The sequence below is a fragment of the Nocardiopsis dassonvillei subsp. dassonvillei DSM 43111 genome (assembly GCF_000092985.1).
Taxonomy (GTDB): Bacteria; Actinomycetota; Actinomycetes; order Streptosporangiales; family Streptosporangiaceae; genus Nocardiopsis; species Nocardiopsis dassonvillei.
In genome coordinates this window covers 2,174,479-2,195,223 of sequence record NC_014210.1, presented here as the reverse complement: position 1 = coordinate 2,195,223, position 20,745 = coordinate 2,174,479, and the positions used below count along the sequence as shown (strand labels likewise).

Below are 20,745 nucleotides of genomic sequence, written 5' to 3'. Positions count from 1 at the left end.
CACCGACCGCCCAGACCGCTCGGGTCACAGCGGTGTCCCCGCCCCGGTGGAGGGCTGGGGCGGGGCGGTGGGATGCTGGGGGCGGTCGGACCAGGGAGGACAGGATGGACGAGGACGAATTCACGCGGTTCTGGGCGCAGCGGCGACTGTGCATGCTGGCGTCGCCGCGCCCGGACGGGTCCATCCACCAGGTCCCGGTGGGGGCGACCTACGACGCCGAGGCGCGCCTGGTACGGGTGATCTCCTCGGGCAGCAGCTACAAGGCGCGCAACCTCGCGGCCCACCCCGGCGCCAGGGTGTCGGTGTCGCAGGTGGAGGGGCGCGCGTGGTGCACGGTGGAGGGCTCCGCGACGGTCTCCGACGACCCCGAGCGGGTGGCGGAGGCGGTGCGCCGCTACGGCGAGCGCTACAAGACGCCGCGGGAGAACCCGAACCGAGTGGTCATCGAGATCGCCGTGGAACGGTTCCTGGGCAACGTGCGTCCGGGCTGAGGGGTCCGGCGCTACCAGCGTCGGCGCACCGTGCCCTTGGGCCCGGCCACCAGGCTCGCGGCCGGAACGTCGTCGGCCACGACCGTCCCGGCCGCGACCACGGCGTCGCGGCCGATGCTGACGCCGGGCAGGATCGTCGCACCGGCGCCGATCCACACGTTCTCCGCCACGTCGATGGGCGCACCGCTGAGGAACCGGCGCCGCTCGCCGGGGTCCACCGGGTGGCCGACCGTGATGAACGTGGCCTTCGGGCCGACCATCACGCCCTCGCCCAGGCGAATGCCCGCGTAGTCGAGGAACGTGCAGCCCTGGTTGACGAAGACGCGCTCGGCCAACTCCAGGCGCAGGCCGTGGTCGGTGTAAAAGGGCGGATAGATCGTCACCCGTGCCGGGAGGGGGCGGCCCAGGATCTGCTCGAACAGCGCCGCCTTCCCCTCCTCGTCGTCGAACGGGAGGACGTTGAGGCGGGAGGTCAGCTCCGTGGCCCGCAGCACCCTCTCGCTCATCGCCCGGAACTCGGCGCCCAGGACGCGTTCGCCCCTGGCCTGGAGTTCGGGGTCGTGGATCAGCATGAAGCGGTCGTCGGTCATCGGGTGATTGTGGCGCATCCGCCGACGGGGTCGCGTCACCGCTGCTCCAGATCCGCTCCTCCGAAGCCGCTCCTCCGCCGACGGGTCGGCGGCCACGGGCGCCCCACCGGGCGGGGCGGCGTGGCGGCCCCGCCCGGCCCCGGTCGCCTACCGGGCCGCGAGCGCGTCCGCGAGTTCCCCCAGTTTCAGGGCGTTGGCGCCCTTGACGAGCACCACGTCCCCGGCCCGGAGGCCGTACCGTTCCAGCCACTCCCCGGCCGCGTCCCTGTCCGCGACCACCTGACCGCCGGGCCCGTACTCGTCCGCGAGCGCGTGCGCCTCCGCCCGGCCCACCGCGACCAGCACGTCGACGCCCAGCGACGCGGCGAGCGCGCCGACCCTGCGGTGCTCCCGCTCCGAGCCGTCCCCGAGTTCGCGCATCTCCCCCAGCAGGGCGATCGTGCGTCCGCCGCTCTCACGGCCCAGGTGCGCCAGCGCGCGCAGCGCCGCGCTCGTGGAGTCGGTGTTGGCGTTGTAGGCGTCGTCGACCACCGTCACCCCGTCGGGGCGTTCGGTGACGCGCATCCGCCCCTCCGACACCGGCACCGCCGCGGTGAGGGCCCCGCCGATCTGTTCGACGTCCATCCCCGCCGCCCCGGCCACCGCGGCGGCGGCGAGCGCGTTGGGCACCTGGTGCTCCCCCACCACCTGAAGGCGGACCGGGGCCTGCCCGGCCGGGGTGTGCAGGGTGAACGAGGCCCTGCCCCGCCCGTCGAGGGCGACGCCGGTGGCGTACACGTCCGCGGCGCGCTCCACCCCGAAGGTGACCACCTCGGCCTTCGTGCGCGCGGACATCGCGGCCACCCGCGGATCGTCGGCGTTGAGCACGGCCACGCCGCCCTCGGCCGCGGCGGGCAGCGCCTCGACCAGTTCGCCCTTGGCCCTCGCGGTCATGTCCGGGCCGCCGAACTCCCCGGCGTGCGCGGTGCCGACGTTGAGCACCGCCCCGATCCGGGGCGGGGTGATACCGGTGAGGTAGGCGATGTGCCCCTGCCCGCGTGCGCCCATCTCCACCACCAGGTGGCGAGTGTCGGCGGTGGCCTCCAGGGCGGTGAGCGGGAGGCCGATCTCGTTGTTGAACGACCCCTGCGTGAAGACGGTGGCTCCGGCGCGGTCGAGGACCTGGGCGATGAGGTCCTTGGTGGAGGTCTTGCCGGAGGAACCGGTCACCGCGATCACGTCCAGGTCCGCCAGCGCCTCGACGTGGGCGCGGGCCCAGGCGCCCAGCGCGGCGAGGGGGTCCTCGACCACCACGGCGGGCAGGCCGAGCGGGCGGGCGGCGAGCACCGCGACCGCCCCGGCCTCGACGGCGGACGGGGCGAAGTCGTGTCCGTCGCGGCCCTGTCCGGGCAGTGCGACGAACAGGTCACCGGGGATCGCCTCGCGGGAGTCGAAGGCGACCCCGGTCACCTGGGTCGCGGGATCGGCGTCGGTGACCCGGCCGCCGGTGGCGGTAGCGATCTGGGCGAGGGACAAGGGCTGCACGTGACCTCCGGATGCGCTCGGCGTGAGGGTTCGACCGTACCGAGGAAGGCCGGGCGAGACCGTGATTTCGGGGCAAGGCGCGGCCTCCGGTCCACACGGACCCGGGACTCGGCCCGCCTTGTCGGTCAGGCCCGTACGCGCCGGTCCGCCTCCTCTCGCGGGAACGCGCCGCGCACGCGAACGCCCCGCTCCCGCCGCGCGGGCGGGAACGGGGCGTCGTGGCGGCGCCTACACGGGGTCGCCCGTGCCGCCTGCGGGGTCCATGACCCCACAGACCGGCTCACCGATGCCACAGACCGGCTCGCCGATGCCACCGCCGACAGCGACACCGCGCAGGGCGCGACGGGCAGCAGCACCGCCAGGAGGGTGGGCGGCAGGGGACCGGTGTGACGGCGGCGCTCACGTGTGCTCCGGTGTCCGCGCGGCGTCCGCGTCCGAGGAGGCGGAAGGGGAGACAGTGACCGGAGCGCGGCGCCCGGCGCGCACTCCGTTGGCGATGACCAGGACCTCGGCCAGCTCGTGGGTGAGGATGACCGCCGCCAGACCCAGCACCCCGAACGCCGACAGCGGGATGAGGACCAGCAGGATCGCCCCCGACAACAGCAGGCTCTGGAGCATGATCCGCCGGGCCCGGCGGGCGTGGGCCAGGGCCCGGGGCAGCGCCCGCAGGTCCTCGCCCATGAGGGCGACGTCGGCGGTCTCGATCGCGACGTCAGTGCCCATCGCGCCCATGGCCACCCCGGTGTCGGCGGTGGCCAGGGCGGGGGCGTCGTTGACGCCGTCGCCGACCATCGCCACCGGCCCGTGGCGGCGCAGAGCGCTGACCAGGGCCGACTTGTCCTCGGGACGCAGGTCGGCGTGGACCTCGTCAATGCCGACCCGCGCCGCCAGGGCGCGGGCGGTGCGCTCGTTGTCGCCGGTGAGCATCACGGTGCGCACGCCCATGCGGTGCAGGGCGGCGACCGCCTCGGCGGCCTCGCCGCGCAGCTCGTCGCGGATCGCGACGGCGCCGACCAGGCGGCCGTCGGCCTCGACCAGGACGGTGGTGGCGCCCTGTTCCTGGAGTCGGGCCACCTCCGGCGCCAGCGGCCCGGGGTCGATGTAGCCGGGCCGGCCGAGCCGCAGGGGCGTGCCGTCGGCCGAGGTGCCGGTCAGGCCGTTTCCGGCCACCGCCGCCACGTCCCGGGCGGGTGCGGGGTCGGGGTGGGAGGCCAGGATCGCGGCGGCCAGCGGGTGTTCGCTGCGCGCCTCCAGCGCGGCGGCCAGGGCCAGGACCTCCTCGCGGGTGCGCCCGTGCGCGGGTGCGACGGCCACCACGGCGGGCGCGTTGCGGGTGAGGGTGCCGGTCTTGTCCAGGGCGACCACGCGCACCGTTCCGAAGGACTCCAGGGCGGCCCCGCCCTTGACCAGCACGCCCGACCGGCTCGCCGAGCCGATCGCGGCGACCACGGTGACGGGGACGGCGATGGCGAAGGCGCACGGGGAGGCGGCCACCAGCACCACCAGGGCGCGCTCGACCCACACCCCCGGGTCGCCGAACAGGGAACCGGCGACGGCGATCAGGGCCGCGGCGACGAGGATGCCGGGCACCAGGGGTCGGGCGATCCGGGCGGCCAGGCGCTGGGCGGCGCCCCTGCGCGCCTGCTCGCGTTCGACGATGTGCACGACGCGGGACAGGGAGTTGTCGGCCACCCGGGCGCTGGCCTCGACCTCCAGGGCGCCGCCGCCGTTGACGGTCCCGGCGAACACCCCGGTCCCCTCGACGGCCTCGACGGGGACGGACTCACCGGTGACGGTGGAAGTGTCCACGGTGGAGCGGCCCGCGCGGACGACGCCGTCGGTGGCGATGCGCTCGCCGGGCCGGACCAGGAGCAGGTCCCCGACGTCGAGTTCGGCGGGGTCCACGGTGGTCTCGCGGCCCTCGCGCAGCACGGTGGCCCGGGGCGGGACCAGGTCGAGCAGGGCGCGCAGGCCGTGGCGGGTGCGGGCCACGGCGTGGTCCTCCAGGGCCTCGGCCAGGGAGAACAGGAAGGCGAGCATCGCGGCCTCGCCCACCTCGCCGAGCAGGACGGCTCCGGCCATGGCCACGGTCATCAGCGTGCCCACACCCAGCCTTCCACGGACCAGGGCGCGCAGGGTGCCGGGGACGAAGGTCCACCCGCCCGCCGCGATCGCCCCCGCGAACAGCACGGTCGCCAGGACCGGCACCGGCGCGAGCCACTCGCCGACCAGTCCGGACAGCCACAGGACACCGGCCAGGCCCGCCCACCGGACGGTGGCCGAGTTCCACCACGCGCCCGGGTTCTCCTCCGGTTCCGGGGCGCCGGCGCCGCAGGTGGGGTCGCCGCAGCCGTCGGCGTCGGCAGTCTCACCGGCACCGGCGTGACCGCCGTCGGAGGCACTGTCGGCGGTGACCGGGCGGGGGCGCCCGCGGGCGTCGCCGCCCGAGCAGCAGGAGCAGGTGACCGAGGCGGGGGCCCGGGACGCGGGCGCGGGTGTCAGGTTCGGCGTCGGGCGGCCCCGGCGGGGCTCGGGCGCCCCGTCGCCGCCGCAGCACAGGTCGGACACGGTTCAGCCCTCTCCCACAGCCGGTTCGGGGTCGGGCAGCAGCAGGGCCAGCAGGGTGTGACCCGCGTCGGTGAGGCGGTACATGACGAGCTTGCCCTCGCGCCGGGAGGCGGCCAGACCGGCGGTGCGCAGTTGGCGCACGTGGTGGGAGACGAGGTTCTGCGAGGCGGAGCAGACCCAGGCCAGGTCGCACACGCACAGTTCGTCGCCGACCGCCAGCGCGCGGGCGATGCGCAGCCGGGTGGGGTCGGCCAGGGCCCGGGCCCGGTCGGCGGCGAGCCGGACGTCATCGTCGGCGGGCACGCGGGCGCGGACCGCCTCGGCCTGGGGCAGATCGAGGCAGAGGAGTTCACAGGAGTCGGAGGACATACCAACAAACTAACGCTCGTTGATATGTTGGGTCAATGTGAGACCCCGGTCCGATCCGGCGCGCCCCTGCCCACGACGGGGCTCCCCGCGCCGAAGCGGGCCCCTCGCGCGGGACGGGGTACGGCGCCCGGAACGGGGAGCGCACGGGTCAGAGGGTGAGCAGCACCTTGGTCGCGCGGCGCCCTTCGACGACGCCGGTGGCGCCGAACCGCCGGGCGAGCGCCGGGCCGTCAGGGCTCCCGCCGCCCGCACTCCGCCCGGTCCCCCGCGGTGGACGGACGCGTCTACTCGCCGGCCCGCGCCCCGGACCCGGTGACGGGGGCGAGCCAGAGGCCGGTGAGGGCGTCGGTCAGCCCGACGGCGGCCCGGTGCCAGGACTCCCTGGGGGTATCGGCCCCCTCGGCCAGGGCGCGCTCGCGCTCGGCGATCATGTGCACCATGAGATGGCGTGCCATGTCCCGGCGTTCCCCGCGGACCTCGGTCGGCAGGTCGGGAAGGCACCTGAGCAGTTCCTCCCCCACCCGGACCAGGGAGGGGGAGTTGAGGGCCTCGCCGGCCACGGTCGCACGGTAGGCGGGGTCGCTGACGGCCTGGGCGCTGAACCTCCCGTACCAACTGGGTGTGCCCAGGTCGGCGAGGTGCTGGGCCAGGGGTTCCACCATGCAGGCGATCCAGTCCCTCACCCGGTCGGACCCGTCGAACCTCAGCACCATGCGCAGACGCAGCTCCTCGATCTGGTCGTTGTGCCTGCGCACGATCGCGCGGATCAGCCCCTCCCTGGAGCCGAAGTGGTAGCTGACCGCGGTGTTGTTCCCCTGCCCCGCCTCCTGGCTGATCTGCCGGTTGGAGACACCGGCCAGTCCGTGCTCGGCGAAGAGCCGCTCCGCCGCCGCCAGAATCGCCTCCCGCGTCGCGGCGACCCGGTCCGACCTCGTCACCCTGCCGTTCACAGGGACCACCGTACCGATCCCGGAATCCGGCCGCCCACCGGCTCCGGCCGCTCCGGGATCCGGCCCCGCCCCCGACACCGTGCGCGTCCGGCACGGGCGCTCCCCGCCGGAACGCGGACGCCGCCGAACGATCCGCCCACTGTGTCCCTCCTCACCTCCGCGCCCGACAGCGGGCGCCGTCGGGGTACGTGCTGTTAGCGTAAGTCATGCGCCTGACTTAAAAGTGGGCGCTTTCGTACGTCCGGAAACGGGGACCCACTCCATGACCCATGCCCCTGGCGGAGCGACAGCGCCCGGTGACGCCGCTCCTCCCCTACGGCCGAACGTGATCGTCGCCGTCCTGGCCTTCGGCGGGATCGTCGTCTCGCTCATGCAGACCCTGGTCATCCCGCTCGTGCCCGTCCTGCCCGACCTGCTGGGCGCCACGCCCGGGGACACCGCGTGGGCGATCACCGCCACGCTGCTCGCGGCCGCGGTCGCCACCCCGACGGTCGGCCGCCTGGGCGACATGTACGGCAAGCGCCGCATGCTGCTGTTCAGCCTCGCCGTCCTCGTGGCCGGCTCGGTGCTGTGCGCCCTGGCCCACAGCCTGGTGCCGATGGTCGTCGGCCGCGCCCTCCAGGGCCTGGCGGCCGGGGTCATCCCCCTGGGCATCAGCATCATGCGCGACGTGCTGCCCCCCGAACGGCTCGGCGGGGCGACCGCGCTGATGAGCGCCTCGCTCGGGGTGGGCGGCGCGCTCGGGCTGCCCGCCGCCGCGCTCGTGGTGCAGGAGGCGGACTGGCACGTGCTGTTCTGGGTCGCCGCCGGGCTCGCGACCGGGGCCGCCGTGCTGGTGCGCGCCCTGGTCCCCGCGTCCGGGGTGCGCGCGGGCGGCAGGTTCGACCTGCCCGGGTCGGCGGGCCTGTCCGTGGCGCTGCTCCTGCTGCTGCTCGCGGTCTCCAAGGGCTCGGACTGGGGCTGGGGCAGCGGTGTCCCCGCCGCCATGCTCGCGGTCGCGGTCGCGGTGCTCCTGGTGTGGGGCTGGTGGGAGCTGCGTACGCCGCACCCGCTGGTCGATCTGCGCGTCAGCGCGCGGCGCCAGGTCCTGCTCACCAACACCGCGTCCCTGGTGTTCGGCTTCTCCATGTTCGCCATGTCCCTGGTCGTCCCGCAGCTGCTCCAGATGCCCGAGGTCACCGGCTACGGCTTCGGACAGACGATCCTGGTCGCGGGTCTGGTGATGGCGCCCAACGGGCTGGTGATGATGGCGATGTCCCCGGTCTCGGCGCGTATCTCCCGGGCGAGGGGTCCCAAGACGACCCTGATGGTCGGCGCACTGCTGGTCGCGCTCGGCTACGGCCTGAGCCTGGTGTCCATGTCCGCCCTCTGGCAGCTCGTGATCGCCTCCACCGTCATCGGCGCGGGCGTGGGCCTGGCCTACGGGGCCATGCCCGCCCTGGTCATGGCGGCCGTGCCCCGGACCGAGACGGCGGCGGCCAACAGCCTCAACACCCTGATGCGCTCCATCGGCACCTCCGTGGCCAGCGCCGTCGCGGGCGTGGTCATCGCCAACGTGACCATGACCGCGGGCGCGGAGGTCCTCCCCGCCCGGGAGGCCTTCACCCTGCTCCTGGGCCTGGGCGCCCTCGCCGCGCTCGCCGCCTTCGCCGTCGCCGCCTTCCTGCCCGGGCGGGGCAGGCCGGCCGACCTCGACCGGCCCGAACCCCCGCCCGCGGCCCCCGACCAGCGCGCGGACCCCTCGGAGGACGAAGGGACCGGACGCGACCAGGCGCGGGAGCACCCGAGCGGGCTCCGCTGAAGCCGAGCGCCAGGCGTCCGCGGACTCCCCCGGATTACGGGATCCGGTGCGCCCCGTCCGCCCGCTCCGGGGGCGGCACCGCGGCGGCGGTGCTCCTGGCCGGTGGAGGGAGTGGTCGTGTTCGCGGGCGCACGGCAGAGCGCTCCGGGCCACCCGCTCGTACCGTCCCCGCGCCGACGGGGCCGGTCCCGGTGTGGGGCGCGGCCCCGTGGGAACCCCCGCCGGGGACGGGCCCGGCCGCCGGTCAGCTGAAGAAACCGGCCACGCCCCTTCCCGCCGCGGCGGCGGTCCGGCACCAGTCCATGCAGGACTCGGCGGCGCTCAGGACGGCGGGGTCGAGTGCGGCCCGTCCCTCGTCGGTGGCGGCCTCCCACTGTTCGAGGGCCTTCTGGCACTCGGTGAGGCTCCACTCGCCGTAGCCCGGCAACTCTTCGGGCGCCGGGATCGGCGAGGGGGCGCCGCCGAAACTGAACTCCTCGACGCCGACCGCGGTCACGCCCAGTGCGTTCAGGCCCGCGTCGACCGTCTCCAGCCACCCGTACCTCATCGGGGAGAAGTCGTTGTTGAACAGGGCGCGGCCGTGGAACTCGCAGATCCACTTGTAGGCGTAGCCGTACATGGTGCCGTGCCGGTCGTCGAAGGGCCCTCCCTCGATGACCGCGCGGATCGCGTCGCGGATGGTGGGGCCGCCCGCGTCGGCGACGTGGCCGAACTGGGAGTCGAAGTGGGCCAGGTGCTGCCTGAACCGGCCGCCGATCATGCGGCGCAGCTTGTCGTCCCTCGACCCGACGGAGCCGTGCAGGACGTCGAGGTCGACCACGTAGGTCGTCAGCGCGTAACTCATGGCGGGACACTATCGGCCGCCGAGGACAACGGGACGCGCACGGGACCCGCCCCGACCGGGAGGAGGGGGTCCCCGGAACGCGGCGGCGGGCCGCCCCGGACACCCGGGGCGGGCGGCGCCGCTCACCCGTCCGAGGCGGCGGGCCCGGCCCCGCTCCCGGAGACGGCGGCGACCGGCTGCCGCAGGATGGTGCGCAGCTTGTCCGGCGCGGCCCTGCGGAAGTCGCTGAGGTAGATCTCGTGGTGCCTGCCGACCATGCGCAGCCCGTTGTCGGGGACGAACTCGTGGTGCATCCGCCGGAGAACGTCGGCCTCGTCGTCGAAGGAGCCGACGTGCAGCGTCTGCACGCAGAGGCCCTCGGACAGCGTCTCCAGGCGGACGTCGTCCAGGCGCGCGGGCCTGTTCTTCGCGGCGACCTGCTCCACGGCGGCGGCGAACATGTCCTGGTCGGTCCAGTCCGGGACCATGATCATCATCGTCCAGTCCCACCGCGACTTGTCGCGCGCCGCCGTGAAGGCGTCCATGTCCTCGGCCCACCACAGGCCCTCCAGGGGCATGACCACGTAGTCGCGGCCGAGGTCGCGCTTACTGGCGAACTTGAGCTTGTAGGCCACCGGGTAGAGCGCCTCGACCGCCTCGGTGAAGGCCGGTGAGGTGTTGGGGTCACCGTGGCCGTCGACCATGAGGTAGCTCAGGTCCGGCACGTGCGTGATCCGGAACCGGCCCCGTCGCGCCCGGTAGGCGTCAAGGGTTTTCTTGAAGTCGGTCTTGTCCGTCATCAGGCGCCTGGACTCGGCTGGCGAGCCACGACCTTTCCGCCTCCAGGAGGCTCAGTGAGTACGAGAACACCTCGCGCGCCGCGAGCGCGGAGGGCGCCTGCGCCCGCTCGGCCTCCCGGACCGCGGCGATGCGCTCGCACACCCCGGCCAGCCGGTCGCGCAGCGCCTCGGCGTACTCGCGTTCGGAGAGCAGGGGCAGGTTGGCGACGCCTACCAGTAGCGGGTGCGCCACCGGCCGCGGCTGTCGGATGAGGTCGAGCGCGCCGTCGCGCGCCGCCCGCCTTCCGGTGTCGGTGGCGTGGAACACCCGGCGCGACTTCGCGGCGGCGGGGGCCTGCGGGACGTGGACCAGGCCCCGCTTCTCCAGTTTGGCGAGCAGGTAGTAGATCGAGGAGAAGCCGATGTCCGTCCACTGGCGGACGCCGCGCAGCTCGATGGCCTGTTCCAGGTCGTAGCCGTGCCGGGGACGCTCGATGACCAGGCCCAGGACGGTGAGTTCGGCGGGTGTCAGCTCCACACGCCGCATTCTAGTACTAGGATAGAACGCCGGAGAAGCCCCCTCCGAAGAGTTCTCCTCTCCGCGGGACGCCTGGCGGCCCTCCGGCCGCCGGGGACCGCCGGGTGGGGACGGGACCGCGCCCTCCGCGCAACGGGCGCACCCGCGCGGAGGGACGCGGAAGAGCCCCCTCAGCGGCTGTTCGCCTCGCGCACCCAGAGGTGCGTCAGAAGACGGTCAGCGTGGCGGCGCCTGCGGTTGCCGGCTTTGACGTACTGCTGCCACTCCGCGGTGCATCCGCGCTTTTGGCACCCGGAACAGCATCCGTGGCCCATCGGGACCGAATGGGGGTGCGCCCACCGGCACCGCGTGTCGGGCGTCGCACGCGTCGGCTCCGGCGGCAGGTCGCAGGGTCCGTGGCTGTGGTCGTGCAGCGCCACCGCTCCGTGTTCGCGCTGGCGCACCCACAGCGGTTTGGTCTTGTCCGTACGGGACATCTCGTTCCTTCCGGAACCCGCCGCCCTCTCCCGGACCCTCCGGGCGGGCGGCTAGGTCAACATCCCCATCACGACCACCTCCTCGTACGGCGTTCACGGAACGGACCACACACCCTAGGACATCCGGACCCGCGGCGACAGTCCGGTCCCGGAGGCCGGTCCCAGGACGTGCGCTGACCGGTGGCCACGTCCGTGGACGCGCCGCCCAAGCGTGCCGCGGGGAGTTCCGCGACGATCCGGGCGGGGGCGTTCGATCCGGCGCCGCTGCGGTTCGGGACCCAGGCCGCGGGGAGGCACCCACGCGCGGGGCCCGGTTTTCACCGGGAGCGCCGCGCCCCTCCCCGCCACCGGCGCGCACGGAACGTAGCCTTGTGGTGACTTCGTCTACGGGAGGACCTCGTGCCCCAGCCGCCGTCACAGCAGCAGACCCCGCCCGGTCGCACCGACGCCATGGACCCCAGACCCGACCACGGCGAGGAGTCCTACCGGGGGTCGGGGCGGCTCGAAGGGAAGGCGGCCGTCATCACCGGCGCCGACAGCGGCATCGGACGGGCGGTGGCCATCGCCTTCGCCCGCGAGGGCGCCGACGTGCTCATCGCTTACCTGGACGAGCACGACGACGCGCGGGAGACCGAGCGCTGGGTGCGCGAGGCGGGCCGCAGGGCCGTCCTGTTCCCCGGCGACCTGGCGGACCCGGCCCGGTGCCGGGCCCTCGTCGCGAAGGCGGTGGAGGAGTTCGGCCGGGTGGACGTCCTGGTCAGCAACGCCGCCTTCCAGATGACCCACGAGACGCTGGAGGAGATCCCCGACGAGGAGTGGGACCACACCCTGGCCACCAACCTCAGCGCGTTCTTCCACCTCGCCAAGGCCGCCGTGCCGCACATGCGGCCCGGCTCCTCGATCATCGCGAGCACGTCGGTCAACTCCGACTCCCCGCCGCCCACCCTGCTGCCCTACAACGCCACCAAGGCGGGCATCGCCAACATGGCCGCCACGCTGGCCCAGATGCTGGCGCCCAGGGGCATCCGGGCCAACTCCGTGGCGCCGGGGCCGATCTGGACCCCGCTGATCCCCTCGACCATGCCGCCCGAGCAGGTGGAGGGCTTCGGCTCCCAGGTGCCGATGGGCCGCGCCGGGCAGCCGTCGGAGCTGGCTCCGGTGTACGTGATGCTGGCGTCGGACGAGTCCAGTTACGTCTCCGGCGCCCGCATCGCGGTCACCGGCGGCAAACCGGTCCTGTGACGGGGGCGGCCGTGGACTGGTACCCGCTGAGGGTGAGCGCCCCGGCCCGACAGCTGGTGTTCGGCGGCCACGCCATCGCCCGCCACCTGGGCCGGGAGGGGCTGCCCGACTGGGCGGTCGCGGAGACCTGGGAGGTCAGCGACGTCGACGGGAACGGCAGCACGGTACTCGACGGGCCCCTCGCGGGCCGGTCCCTGCGCGAGCTCGTCGCGCGGTGGCCGGAGGGGTTGGTGGGCGAGGACTGGTCCGGGGAGGTCTTCCCGGTGCTGACCAAGTTCATCGACGCCTCCGGAACGCTGCCGGTGCACCTGCACGCCGACGACGCCACCGCCCGGCGGCTGGAGGGACAGCCCAACGGCAAGACCGAGGCCTGGCACATCCTCGACGCGCCTCCCGGCGCCACCGCGCTGTGCGGGGTCAGGAGCGGGGTGACCGGGGAGCGGCTCCACCAGGCACTGCTCGACCAGGACTTCGACGCCGTGCTGCGCCGCCTGCCGGTGCGGCCCGGCGAGACGGTCTACGTCCCGGGCGGCACCGTGCACAGTTTCGGCCCCCGGACCCTGGTCTACGAGATCGAGCAGACCTCCGACGTCCAGCAGCACGCGATGCGCTGGGAGATGGAGGACGGCTCACCGGTCCCGGACGAGCGGTGGCGCGCGAACCTGGAGGCGCTGATGGCCCAGGTCCGGCCGGAGCACAGGCCCGACTTCCACCCGGGGCTGAGGATCGGGGTCGGCGACGGCGTGGAGCGGGTGTTCTGCTGCGCCGGACCGCACTTCGCGCTCGAACGCTGGCACGCGGGCACCGCCGAGCCCCTGCGCCACACGTTCGCCACCGCGCAGGTCCTCACCAACGTCGGGGCGCCCGTCCGGGTGCGCTGCGGCGACTGGCGTGGTGAGCTGGGCCGGGCCCGGACGCTGCTGCTGCCCGCCGCGTTGGGCGAGGTGGAGATCGCGGGCCCGGCCGACGTGCTGTTCGGCTACCTGCCCGACCTGGACCGCGACGTGGTCGCCCCCCTGGCCGCCGCCGGTTACCCCCGTGAGGCCGTCGCCTTCCTCGGCGAGGGCCTGTGAGTCGACCGTCCCGGCCCCCACCGTCGCGGTGGGGGCCGGTCCTCCCGGTCGGCCCCACCGCGACGGCGGCACCGCCCGTCAGCCGCCGGTGCGGGGGACCGTCACCACCCACAGGAAGTCGACCGCGTCCGAGGCGGCCTCGAACGTGTGCCCCGAACCGCTCGCGGTCCGCGCCGGCCCGGCCTCCCCCACACGCGGGCCGGCCGGACCCGACCGGACGCGGATGCGCCTGCCCATGAGGACGGCCACCCCGGGTCGTACCAGCTCGGCCGCGCGTCCTCGCTCAGCGGTTCCGTCGACGGTCACATCGGTGAGCACTATGCTGCCCATCGTCCGCCCTGTTCGGCTCCGGGCCGACCCCACCGCGTGCGAACGTGAGGATGCGAGGCCCTGATGGCACGGACCCAGGCGAGGCCGCCCGGGCGGGACACCGGCGCGTCGCGCTCCCGGCTCGACGTCGTGCGCTGGCAGGTCGGGTACGGGATGTTCGGCGTGCCCCAGGCCGCCGCCCCCATCGCCTTCGCCCTGCTCGCCCTCCCCATCACCGGCACGGCCGAGTCCGGCGCGGCTCTGGTCTTCGCCATGACGGCCGCGCAGGTGCTCGGCGCCGTCCCCGTGTCCCGTCTGGGCCGCCGGTTCAACGGCGTCCACTACCTGCGCGCACTCATCGCCGTCCGAACGCTCGCGCTCGCCGCCGTCACCGTGCTGGCGGCGGTGCAGGCCCCCTTCGGGCTGCTCCTGGTCGCGGTCACCGCGGCGGGAGCCGTCAACGGCGCCGCGTACGGCTACCAGCGGCTCCTGCTCAACCACCTCGTGGAACCGTCCGGGCTCCCCCGCGCGCTGGGCGTGGCCGCGACGCTGAACGAGGTCGGCTTCGCTCTGTCCCCCGTGCTCGCCTCGGTTCTCGGCGCCGTCTCGCCCGTCTGGGCCATGGCGGCGGTCACCGCGCTGGGCGTGGGCCCGCTGCTCCTGATGCCGCGCGTACCCGGGGCCCGCGGGCCGCAGGGCGGAGAGGCTCCCCGCGTGCGGACGCCGGTACCCCCCGCGGTGTTCCTGTGGCTGTTCTGCGCGGCCGCGAGCGCGGGGGCTGTCGCGGCCGTCGAGGTCGGAGCGGTCTCCTTCGCGCTGTCCTTCGGACTCGAACCGGGCTGGGCCTTCCTGTTCGCCCTCGTGCTGTGCGCGGGCTCGGTCGCGGGCGGGGTCTGGGTGAGCGTGCGCAACCGCACGCCCGCCCCCTGGCAGGTCGTCGCCTTCCTGGCGGCGACCACCGCGGGCTCCGGGCTGGTCCTGGTCGGCGGGCACCTCTCCCTGACGCTCGCCGGCGCGGCCGTCATCGGGCTCTTCCTGCCGATGCTGGGCACGTTCTACTCGCTCGCCCTGGACGGGCTCGCGCCGCCGGACCGCCGCGCGGAGATGTTCGCGCTCCTGCGCACCGCGAGTTCGCTCGGCATCATCGCCGTGAGCGGCCTGCTCGCCCTCCTCGGCCTGCGGGCCGCCCTCGTCGGCAGCTTCGCGCTCCTGCTGGTGGCGTCCTCCCTCGCGGCGGCGCACCACGCGCGCTCCCGCGTCGCCGCGGCCCCGCCGACCGCGCCCGACGGAGTGTGAGGCCACCGGCCCGGCCCCGGAGCGACCGGTTTCCTCCTGCTGATTCCCCGGCAGCCGGCCCCTGACGGTGCGGGGCGGCCGTACGTCCCGCGCCGCGCGGACCGGCAGCACGTCCGTCCCACGGCCACCGGGGCACGGCGGCCCGTGCGCGGCTCCGGGGAAACCGTCCCCCACCGGGAACTCCCCCGTCCTCCGGGACGACCCGAACAGGAGGAAACCATCACGATCGGCGCGCCCCGCACCGGCCGGGGAGCACCGCGGTGCCACCGCAACGGTCGCGCCAGCCAGGAGGAGAGCGGCCCCATGGGACAGGAAGACAGCGCGCCCCCGCAGGACGGGACGCGCGCGGAGCCGGACCGGCGCGGCACCTGGGCGGCGCTGCGCCCCCTGGTGCTGCGCCTGCACTTCTACGCGGGGGTCCTCGTCGCCCCCTTCATCCTGGTCGCCGCCGTGTCGGGGCTGCTGTACGTGTGGACGCCCCAGATCGAGCAGGCGGTCTACGCCGAACAGCTGCGGGTGGAGCCCTCCGGCGAACCGGTCCCGCTCCACACACAGGTGCGCGTCGCCCAGGAGGAGCTGCCGGGAGCCGAACTCGACGCGGTGCGACCGGCCACCGGCGCGGAGGACTCCACCCGGGTGCTGTTCGACGTGCCGGGGCTGGAGGCCAGCCACAGGACGACGGTGTTCGTCGACCCCTACGGCGGCGAGGTGCTCGGGGTGATGGAGACCTACGGCACCAGCGGCGCCCTCCCGGCCCGCACGTGGGTCGACACCCTGCACCGCAGCCTGCACCTGGGCGACGTCGGACGCCTGTACAGCGAGCTCGCGGCGAGCTGGATGTGGGTGGTCGCCCTGGGCGGTGTCGCCCTGTGGGTCGCGCGCAACCGGCGTCCGCGCGGCGGTCTCCGCCGCCTGCTGCTGCCCGGCGCGGGCACCTCCGGGGGACGGTCCAGGTCGGTCTCGCTGCACGGAGCCGCCGGTCTGTGGCTTCTGGTGGGCCTGCTGTTCCTGTCGGCGACGGGGATGACGTGGTCGCAGTACGCGGGGGCCAACATCAGCGACCTGCGCGAGCGGCTGGACTGGAGCACCCCCGCGGTGTCCACGGAGGCGCCGGTGGCCTCGCCCGGGGTGGACGCGGGAGTGGGCGCCGTCCTGGCCAGTGCGCGCGAGGCGGGCCTGGACGGCCCCGTCGAGGTGGCCCTGCCCGAGGACCACACCTCCCCCTACGTGGTGAGCCAGATCGACCGCGGTTGGCCGACGCGGGTGGACTCGGCCGCCGTCGCCCCGGATACGGCCGAGGTCACCGACGTGGTCCGCTTCGCCGACTACCCGGTCATGGCCAAGCTGAGCCGGTGGGGGATCGACGCCCACATGGGTGTGCTGTTCGGCGTGCCGAACCAGTTGGTGCTGTCCGCCCTGGCCTCGGGGCTGATCGCCGTCATCGTGCTGGGCTACCGCATGTGGTGGCAGCGGCGCCCCACACGGTCCCGAGTCCTGGGCGTGGGACGCCCCTACCCGCGCGGCTCCCTCACGGCCCTGTCCCCGCTGTCCAGGGTCGCGGCGGTGGCGGTCCTGGCCCTGGTCGGCTGGGCGGCGCCGCTGCTGGGCGCCTCGCTGCTGGTGTTCCTGGCCGTGGACGCCGTCCTCGGGTGGCGGGCCCGGTCACGTGCCTCAGGGGGCTCCGCGCCGGGCGGCCGGGCTCCGGGTGCCGACGGGCAGGCCGGACCCGAGTCCGCGGGCGCGCCCGCGTCCGGGGCGCGGAACCTGTGACGGGCGGCCACGGGTCCGCCTGACCCGTTGGCCGGGGGTCCGGGGCCGGGGGGCGGTCGCCGCGCCGGGCGGCCACCCCCGGACCGGCGCGGAGCGGCGGGTTCAGCTCTGCTGTGGCGAGGAACCCCGGAACTCCAGCCCCGGGAGAAATCGCCGCCCAGTCCCCACCGGCCCGCCAGTGACGGGGGGCGCAACGGCCTGCTTTCGCTGCGTTCTGTCACTAGTCGAGTACATGATGGTGGGCGTGTCGAAGATCGTCGTGCAGCTCAAGCTCACGCCGTCGCCCGAGCAGGCGGCGGTGCTGACCTCGACCCTGCGCGATCTCAACACCCACACCACCTGGGTGGCGAGGGTGGCCCACGAGCAGGGTGTGATGCGCGACTACGAGCTGCGCAAACATACCTACCAGCAGTTGCGTGAGGCCGGGGTGGGCTCGCAAGCGGCCCAGCACGTGATCAAGAAGGTGTGCGACGCCTACCACGCCCGCCGCTCCAATCTGAACAACGGCAACTACGGACCCCAAGGATCGGCCCTCCGGGAGCGGATCGAATCCACACCGATCGCCTTCCGCCCCGACTCGGCGCACCCCTACGACGCGCGCGACCTGTCCTTCGCCATGGACGCGCGCACGATCTCACTGTGGACCTTCCAGGGCCGATTGAAGGACGTGCCCTTCGTCGGCTCCCCCGACCAGATCAAGATGCTGGCCGAACACAAACGCGGTGAGGCCGACCTGCTCTGCCGCGACGATGCCTGGTTTCTCGCGGTGACCGTCGAGGTGCCCGACGCTCCTGAGATCGACCCCAACGGGTTTCTTGGGGTGGATCTGGGGATTGTCAACATCGCCACCACCAGTGACGGCCGGGTCATGGCCGGGCGCCAGATCAACCGGTACCGCCGTCGGCAGCTCAGGCTGCGCCAGAAGTTGCAGGCCAAGGGCAGCCGGTCCGCCAAGCGCCTGCTCAACAAGCGGCTCCGCCGTGAAGCACGGTACGCCAGAAACATCAACCACCAGATCTCGAAACGCATCGTGGCCGAGGCCGAACGCACCGGGCGCGGTATCTCCCTTGAGGATCTCAGGGGGATCCGCGCCCGGGTACGGCAACGCAGGCCCCAACGGGTCACGCTGCACTCCTGGTCCTTCCACCAACTGGGCGCCTTCATCGCCTACAAAGCGCGCCTGGAGGGCGTGCCGGTGGTGTTCGTGGACCCGGCGCACTCCTCACGCGAGTGCGCCGCATGCTCCTACACTCACAAGGCCAACCGGGTCTCACAGGCCTTGTTCGTCTGTCGGGACTGCGGCGTCGTTGCGCACGCGGGGCGCAAGTCACACGTCCCACCCGACCACCCCTAGCGGAGCGGTCGGGTCAGACGCGATGAGCTCCCTCGCACCCAGCGGGGTGGTTCAGTGGTGCTCGTGTTCGGAGCCGCCGTCCTCGCTCTCCGCGGTCATCGGCTCCACCGGGACGGTGACCGCCAGCTCCTCCTCGCTGGCGAAGGAGAGGGTGACGGTGACCTCGTCCCCGACGACGGGCGCTTCGGGCAGGTCGTTGACCATGACGTGGTAGCCGCCCTCGACCAGGGTGGTCGCTCCCCCGGCCGGAACCGGGATCTCCTCCACGACCCGCATGCGCGCGGCCCCGGAGTCGGTGGTCTCGGTACTGCACAGGTCGGCGTCGTCGGAGGCGTCGGTGGACACCCCCGTGACGGCGTCGTCCGACTCCCCCGAGTTGGACACGCGCAGGTAGACCACCCCCACCTCCGGGTTGGCCGGTTCGGGCATCCAGGCCTCCGTCACCAGCAGGTGCCCGGCCTCGGCCCGGCCCCGCTCACTCGCGGGAGCGGCGGAGGCCGTCTCCCCGGAGGCGCCCGGTCCGCCCCCGCACGCGGTGACGCACAGCAGCACCCCCAGGGCGGCCGGTGCGGCGCGGCGTGCGTTACGTCGCCTGTCAGCCTGTGTACGCGGCATGGTCCTCACTCGCCTCTTCTCCCCCACGTCCGGTCGGGCCCCGCTGCCGGGCCCGACCGTGATGTCGTCGCGGGAACCGCTCCGGTTCCCGGATCCCCCGGTCTCACAGCAGGGTGTGCGCCACACGGGGCTCCCCCTCCCGCACCGGCGGCGCCGCGAACAGTGCGCTGCCCTCGTGTCTGACGTAGGCGCCGAGCGCGTCCCCGCCCTCGTCGAGGTTGCGCTGCACCGCCGTGAACCCGGTGCGCGGATCGGCCTGCCAGGCGGTGAAGAGCAGGCCCGCCTGCCTGCGGCCGTCGGCGTCCCAGCCCAGGTCGTAGCTGAAGCCCCGGCGCAGCATCCGTGCTCCCAGCGTGCTCTCGGGGCTGGCGAGCCTGATGTGGGCGTCACGGGCGATGACCGGCTCCCCCGCGCCGTCCCTGGCCGACAGGTCGGGCCGGTCGTGCTCGCGGTCCCCGCCCAGGGGCGCGCCGTCGGACAGGCGGCGTCCGATGACGTCCTCGCGCCGTCGGGTCTCCAGGGCGAACCAGTCGTCCAGCAGCATGCGGATGCGCCGCACGACCACGTAGGACCCCCCGTCCATCCAGGCCAGGGACGGCTCGGTGTGGGAGGCCAGGACCTGGGTGGCGAACAGGGCCTCGTCGGGGCGCGGGTTGACCGTCCCGTCGATCTGGCCCATGAGGTTGCGCGGTGTGGCGGCGGGGTCGGCGGCGGCCGCGGCCGACCGCTGGAAGGCGGACAGCGACCAGCGGACCCCGACCCGGCCCCGGGCCGCGCGCAGCAGGTGGTCGACCGCGGAGCTGAGGACCAGGGGGTCCTCGGCTCCCACGTGCAGCATGAGATCGCCGCCGCACCAGGCGGGGTCGAGGCGGTCGGAGTCGAAGGCGGGCAGGTCCTCCATGTGCGGCGGACGCCGGTCGGCCAGCCCCGCGCGTTCCAGCAGGGAGGGGCCCAGCCCGAGGGTGACCCCCAGCGAGGCGGGGTGCAGGCCCTGGGAGGGCGCCCCCTCCCCGAGCGCGGCCGGGCCCCGTTCGTGCAGGGAACGGGCCTCACGGCTCCAGGCGCCGAGGACCTCGCGCGCCGCCACGCGCACGTCCGCCGCGTCTTGGGCGTTCACGTCCACGGCCACCACCCGCACGTGCGCGGGCGTGGGCGTCAGCAGCGCGGGAGGGCGTCCCTCCCGCGAGCCGGTCCTGGAGCGGGCGGGGTCGAGGGCGGGGGCGTCCCGTTCCTCCGCGCCCGCGGCGGCGGAGGCGTACCCCGTCAGCCCTCCGGCGCCGATTCCGGCGATCCCCGCCGCCCCCACGGCGGTGAGCAGACCGCGCCGGGAGAAACGGGGCGGTTCGTGCGCGTCCCCCGTCACAGCAGCGCGCCCCGGAGTTCGGGCAGGAGTGCGGCGATCTGGTCCGCCTCGGTGCCCTCGTCGAACATGCCCGCCGCTCTGCCGTCGGGGAGCAGGACGACGATCCGGCCCCCGTGGGAGACCAGGTACTCGCCCTCGCTCTCCTGGGGCGCCTCGACCGGGATGCCGTAGTCCGCGGCGGCGTCCACCGTGGCGTCGATGTCCCCGCGCACCCCCTGGAAGGCCGGGTCGAAGCGGTCCAGCCACGAGCGCAGCTGTTCGTCGGTGTCGCGCCCGGGGTCGGTGCTGACCATGACGACGTCGTAGTCCCCGGCCTCCTCCCCCGCCTGGTCCAGGGCCAGGTTGATCTCGGCCATGGTCATCGGGCACACGTCCGGGCAGCTGGTGTAGCCGAAGAAGAGCAGGGTGAGGCGGTCGTCGGCGACGTCGGCGAAGGTCCAGGGTTCACCCTCGACCGTGGCCAGCCGGACGGTGGAGGCGGCCATCGGCTCGTCGGACAGGTCCAGGAAGTACTCGGTCTCGGCCAGGGTGTCGGCCGGGTCCGCGGCGCAGGAGGTGACCAGGGCCAGTGAGGCCGCCGCGGCCAGCGCACCGCGCACCGTGCGGGAGAGGGGAGAGCGGGTCATCGTGTGTCTCCGTAAGTCGTTGGACGGCCCGGAAGGGCCGGATGTGGCTGATGTGGCTCTGCTCGGGTGGCTCCGCAGGGGTGACCGTCCCTCCCCCGCACGGCTCCCCGCGCGCGGGCCACACCGGGCACGGGCAGCGGGTCGCGGCGCACGCGCGCCGCGCAGGGCGCACGGGAGCCCCGCGCCGT

The 20,745-nt window shown here is 74.4% G+C and carries 19 protein-coding genes; 7 read left to right on the top strand and 12 right to left on the bottom strand.

All coding sequences use genetic code 11. The annotated features are described in order from the left end of the window. The first annotated feature begins 104 nt into the window (after positions 1-104). Positions 105-491, top strand: coding sequence for a pyridoxamine 5'-phosphate oxidase family protein (locus NDAS_RS08910; RefSeq protein WP_013152830.1), 387 nt, complete (start codon positions 105-107; stop codon positions 489-491). A gap of 11 nt (positions 492-502) precedes the next feature. Here the strand turns inward: NDAS_RS08910 and NDAS_RS08905 are convergent, their stop codons facing one another. The 5 genes from NDAS_RS08905 to NDAS_RS08885 all read right to left on the bottom strand — a co-directional run bounded on the left by NDAS_RS08905 (position 503) and on the right by NDAS_RS08885 (position 6,480). Continuing rightward, positions 503-1,081, bottom strand: a complete 579-nt coding sequence (locus tag NDAS_RS08905) for a DapH/DapD/GlmU-related protein (RefSeq protein ID WP_041552608.1) — start codon at positions 1,079-1,081, stop codon at positions 503-505. A 147-nt stretch (positions 1,082-1,228) separates the two neighbouring features. Next, on the bottom strand, positions 1,229-2,605 hold the full coding sequence (locus NDAS_RS08900) for a UDP-N-acetylmuramoyl-tripeptide--D-alanyl-D-alanine ligase (protein ID WP_013152828.1): 1,377 nt from the start codon (positions 2,603-2,605) through the stop codon (positions 1,229-1,231). A 399-nt stretch (positions 2,606-3,004) separates the two neighbouring features. Next, on the bottom strand, positions 3,005-5,173 hold the full coding sequence (locus NDAS_RS08895; protein ID WP_013152827.1) for a heavy metal translocating P-type ATPase: 2,169 nt from the start codon (positions 5,171-5,173) through the stop codon (positions 3,005-3,007). A gap of 3 nt (positions 5,174-5,176) precedes the next feature. Beyond that, positions 5,177-5,542, bottom strand: coding sequence for an ArsR/SmtB family transcription factor (locus NDAS_RS08890; RefSeq protein ID WP_013152826.1), 366 nt, complete (start codon positions 5,540-5,542; stop codon positions 5,177-5,179). A 284-nt stretch (positions 5,543-5,826) separates the two neighbouring features. Next, the gene (locus NDAS_RS08885) at positions 5,827-6,480 is read right to left on the bottom strand and encodes a TetR/AcrR family transcriptional regulator (RefSeq protein ID WP_197724900.1); all 654 of its coding nucleotides are present in this window, start codon (positions 6,478-6,480) and stop codon (positions 5,827-5,829) included. 337 nt (positions 6,481-6,817) lie between these two features. Between NDAS_RS08885 and NDAS_RS08880 the strand changes: the two genes are divergently transcribed. After that, complete coding sequence (locus NDAS_RS08880) at positions 6,818-8,293, top strand: MFS transporter (protein WP_086000755.1); 1,476 nt, start codon at positions 6,818-6,820, stop codon at positions 8,291-8,293. A 244-nt stretch (positions 8,294-8,537) separates the two neighbouring features. Here NDAS_RS08880 and NDAS_RS08875 read toward each other — a convergent pair whose 3' ends face one another. From NDAS_RS08875 to NDAS_RS08865, 3 genes are all read right to left on the bottom strand, one after another. Continuing rightward, positions 8,538-9,137: a DUF7691 family protein gene (locus NDAS_RS08875; protein ID WP_013152823.1), complete on the bottom strand. Its 600-nt coding sequence runs from the start codon at positions 9,135-9,137 to the stop codon at positions 8,538-8,540. Between the two features lie 122 nt (positions 9,138-9,259). Further along, positions 9,260-9,916, bottom strand: a complete 657-nt coding sequence (locus NDAS_RS08870; protein WP_013152822.1) for a GyrI-like domain-containing protein — start codon at positions 9,914-9,916, stop codon at positions 9,260-9,262. After that, entirely contained in the window at positions 9,882-10,442 is a 561-nt protein-coding gene (locus NDAS_RS08865) for a PadR family transcriptional regulator (RefSeq protein ID WP_013152821.1), read from the bottom strand. Before NDAS_RS08865 ends, NDAS_RS08870 begins: the two co-directional genes overlap by 35 nt. A gap of 866 nt (positions 10,443-11,308) precedes the next feature. Between NDAS_RS08865 and NDAS_RS08860 the strand changes: the two genes are divergently transcribed. Both NDAS_RS08860 and NDAS_RS08855 read left to right on the top strand, forming a co-directional pair. Then, positions 11,309-12,151, top strand: a complete 843-nt coding sequence (locus tag NDAS_RS08860; protein ID WP_013152819.1) for an SDR family oxidoreductase — start codon at positions 11,309-11,311, stop codon at positions 12,149-12,151. After that, positions 12,148-13,224, top strand: coding sequence for a class I mannose-6-phosphate isomerase (locus NDAS_RS08855; protein WP_013152818.1), 1,077 nt, complete (start codon positions 12,148-12,150; stop codon positions 13,222-13,224). Before NDAS_RS08860 ends, NDAS_RS08855 begins: the two co-directional genes overlap by 4 nt. A 78-nt stretch (positions 13,225-13,302) precedes the next feature. On the opposite strand, the gene NDAS_RS08850 is transcribed toward NDAS_RS08855, so the two are convergent. Continuing rightward, a complete protein-coding gene (locus tag NDAS_RS08850) occupies positions 13,303-13,530 on the bottom strand; it encodes a hypothetical protein (RefSeq protein ID WP_197724881.1) in 228 nt (75 codons plus the stop codon). Between the two features lie 87 nt (positions 13,531-13,617). Between NDAS_RS08850 and NDAS_RS08845 the strand changes: the two genes are divergently transcribed. From NDAS_RS08845 to NDAS_RS08835, 3 genes are all read left to right on the top strand, one after another. Then, on the top strand, positions 13,618-14,829 hold the full coding sequence (locus NDAS_RS08845; protein ID WP_013152816.1) for an MFS transporter: 1,212 nt from the start codon (positions 13,618-13,620) through the stop codon (positions 14,827-14,829). A 303-nt stretch (positions 14,830-15,132) separates the two neighbouring features. After that, the gene (locus tag NDAS_RS08840; protein ID WP_013152815.1) at positions 15,133-16,599 is read left to right on the top strand and encodes a PepSY-associated TM helix domain-containing protein; all 1,467 of its coding nucleotides are present in this window, start codon (positions 15,133-15,135) and stop codon (positions 16,597-16,599) included. A gap of 235 nt (positions 16,600-16,834) precedes the next feature. Continuing rightward, positions 16,835-17,953: an RNA-guided endonuclease InsQ/TnpB family protein gene (locus NDAS_RS08835; RefSeq protein ID WP_013152814.1), complete on the top strand. Its 1,119-nt coding sequence runs from the start codon at positions 16,835-16,837 to the stop codon at positions 17,951-17,953. A 51-nt stretch (positions 17,954-18,004) separates the two neighbouring features. Here NDAS_RS08835 and NDAS_RS08830 read toward each other — a convergent pair whose 3' ends face one another. The 3 genes from NDAS_RS08830 to NDAS_RS08820 form a co-directional block, all read right to left on the bottom strand. After that, complete coding sequence (locus NDAS_RS08830; protein WP_013152813.1) at positions 18,005-18,568, bottom strand: copper chaperone PCu(A)C; 564 nt, start codon at positions 18,566-18,568, stop codon at positions 18,005-18,007. A gap of 103 nt (positions 18,569-18,671) precedes the next feature. Next, positions 18,672-19,931, bottom strand: a complete 1,260-nt coding sequence (locus tag NDAS_RS08825; protein ID WP_013152812.1) for a Dyp-type peroxidase — start codon at positions 19,929-19,931, stop codon at positions 18,672-18,674. Then, entirely contained in the window at positions 19,928-20,557 is a 630-nt protein-coding gene (locus NDAS_RS08820; RefSeq protein WP_013152811.1) for an SCO family protein, read from the bottom strand. Before NDAS_RS08820 ends, NDAS_RS08825 begins: the two co-directional genes overlap by 4 nt. Positions 20,558-20,745 lie beyond the last annotated feature (188 nt).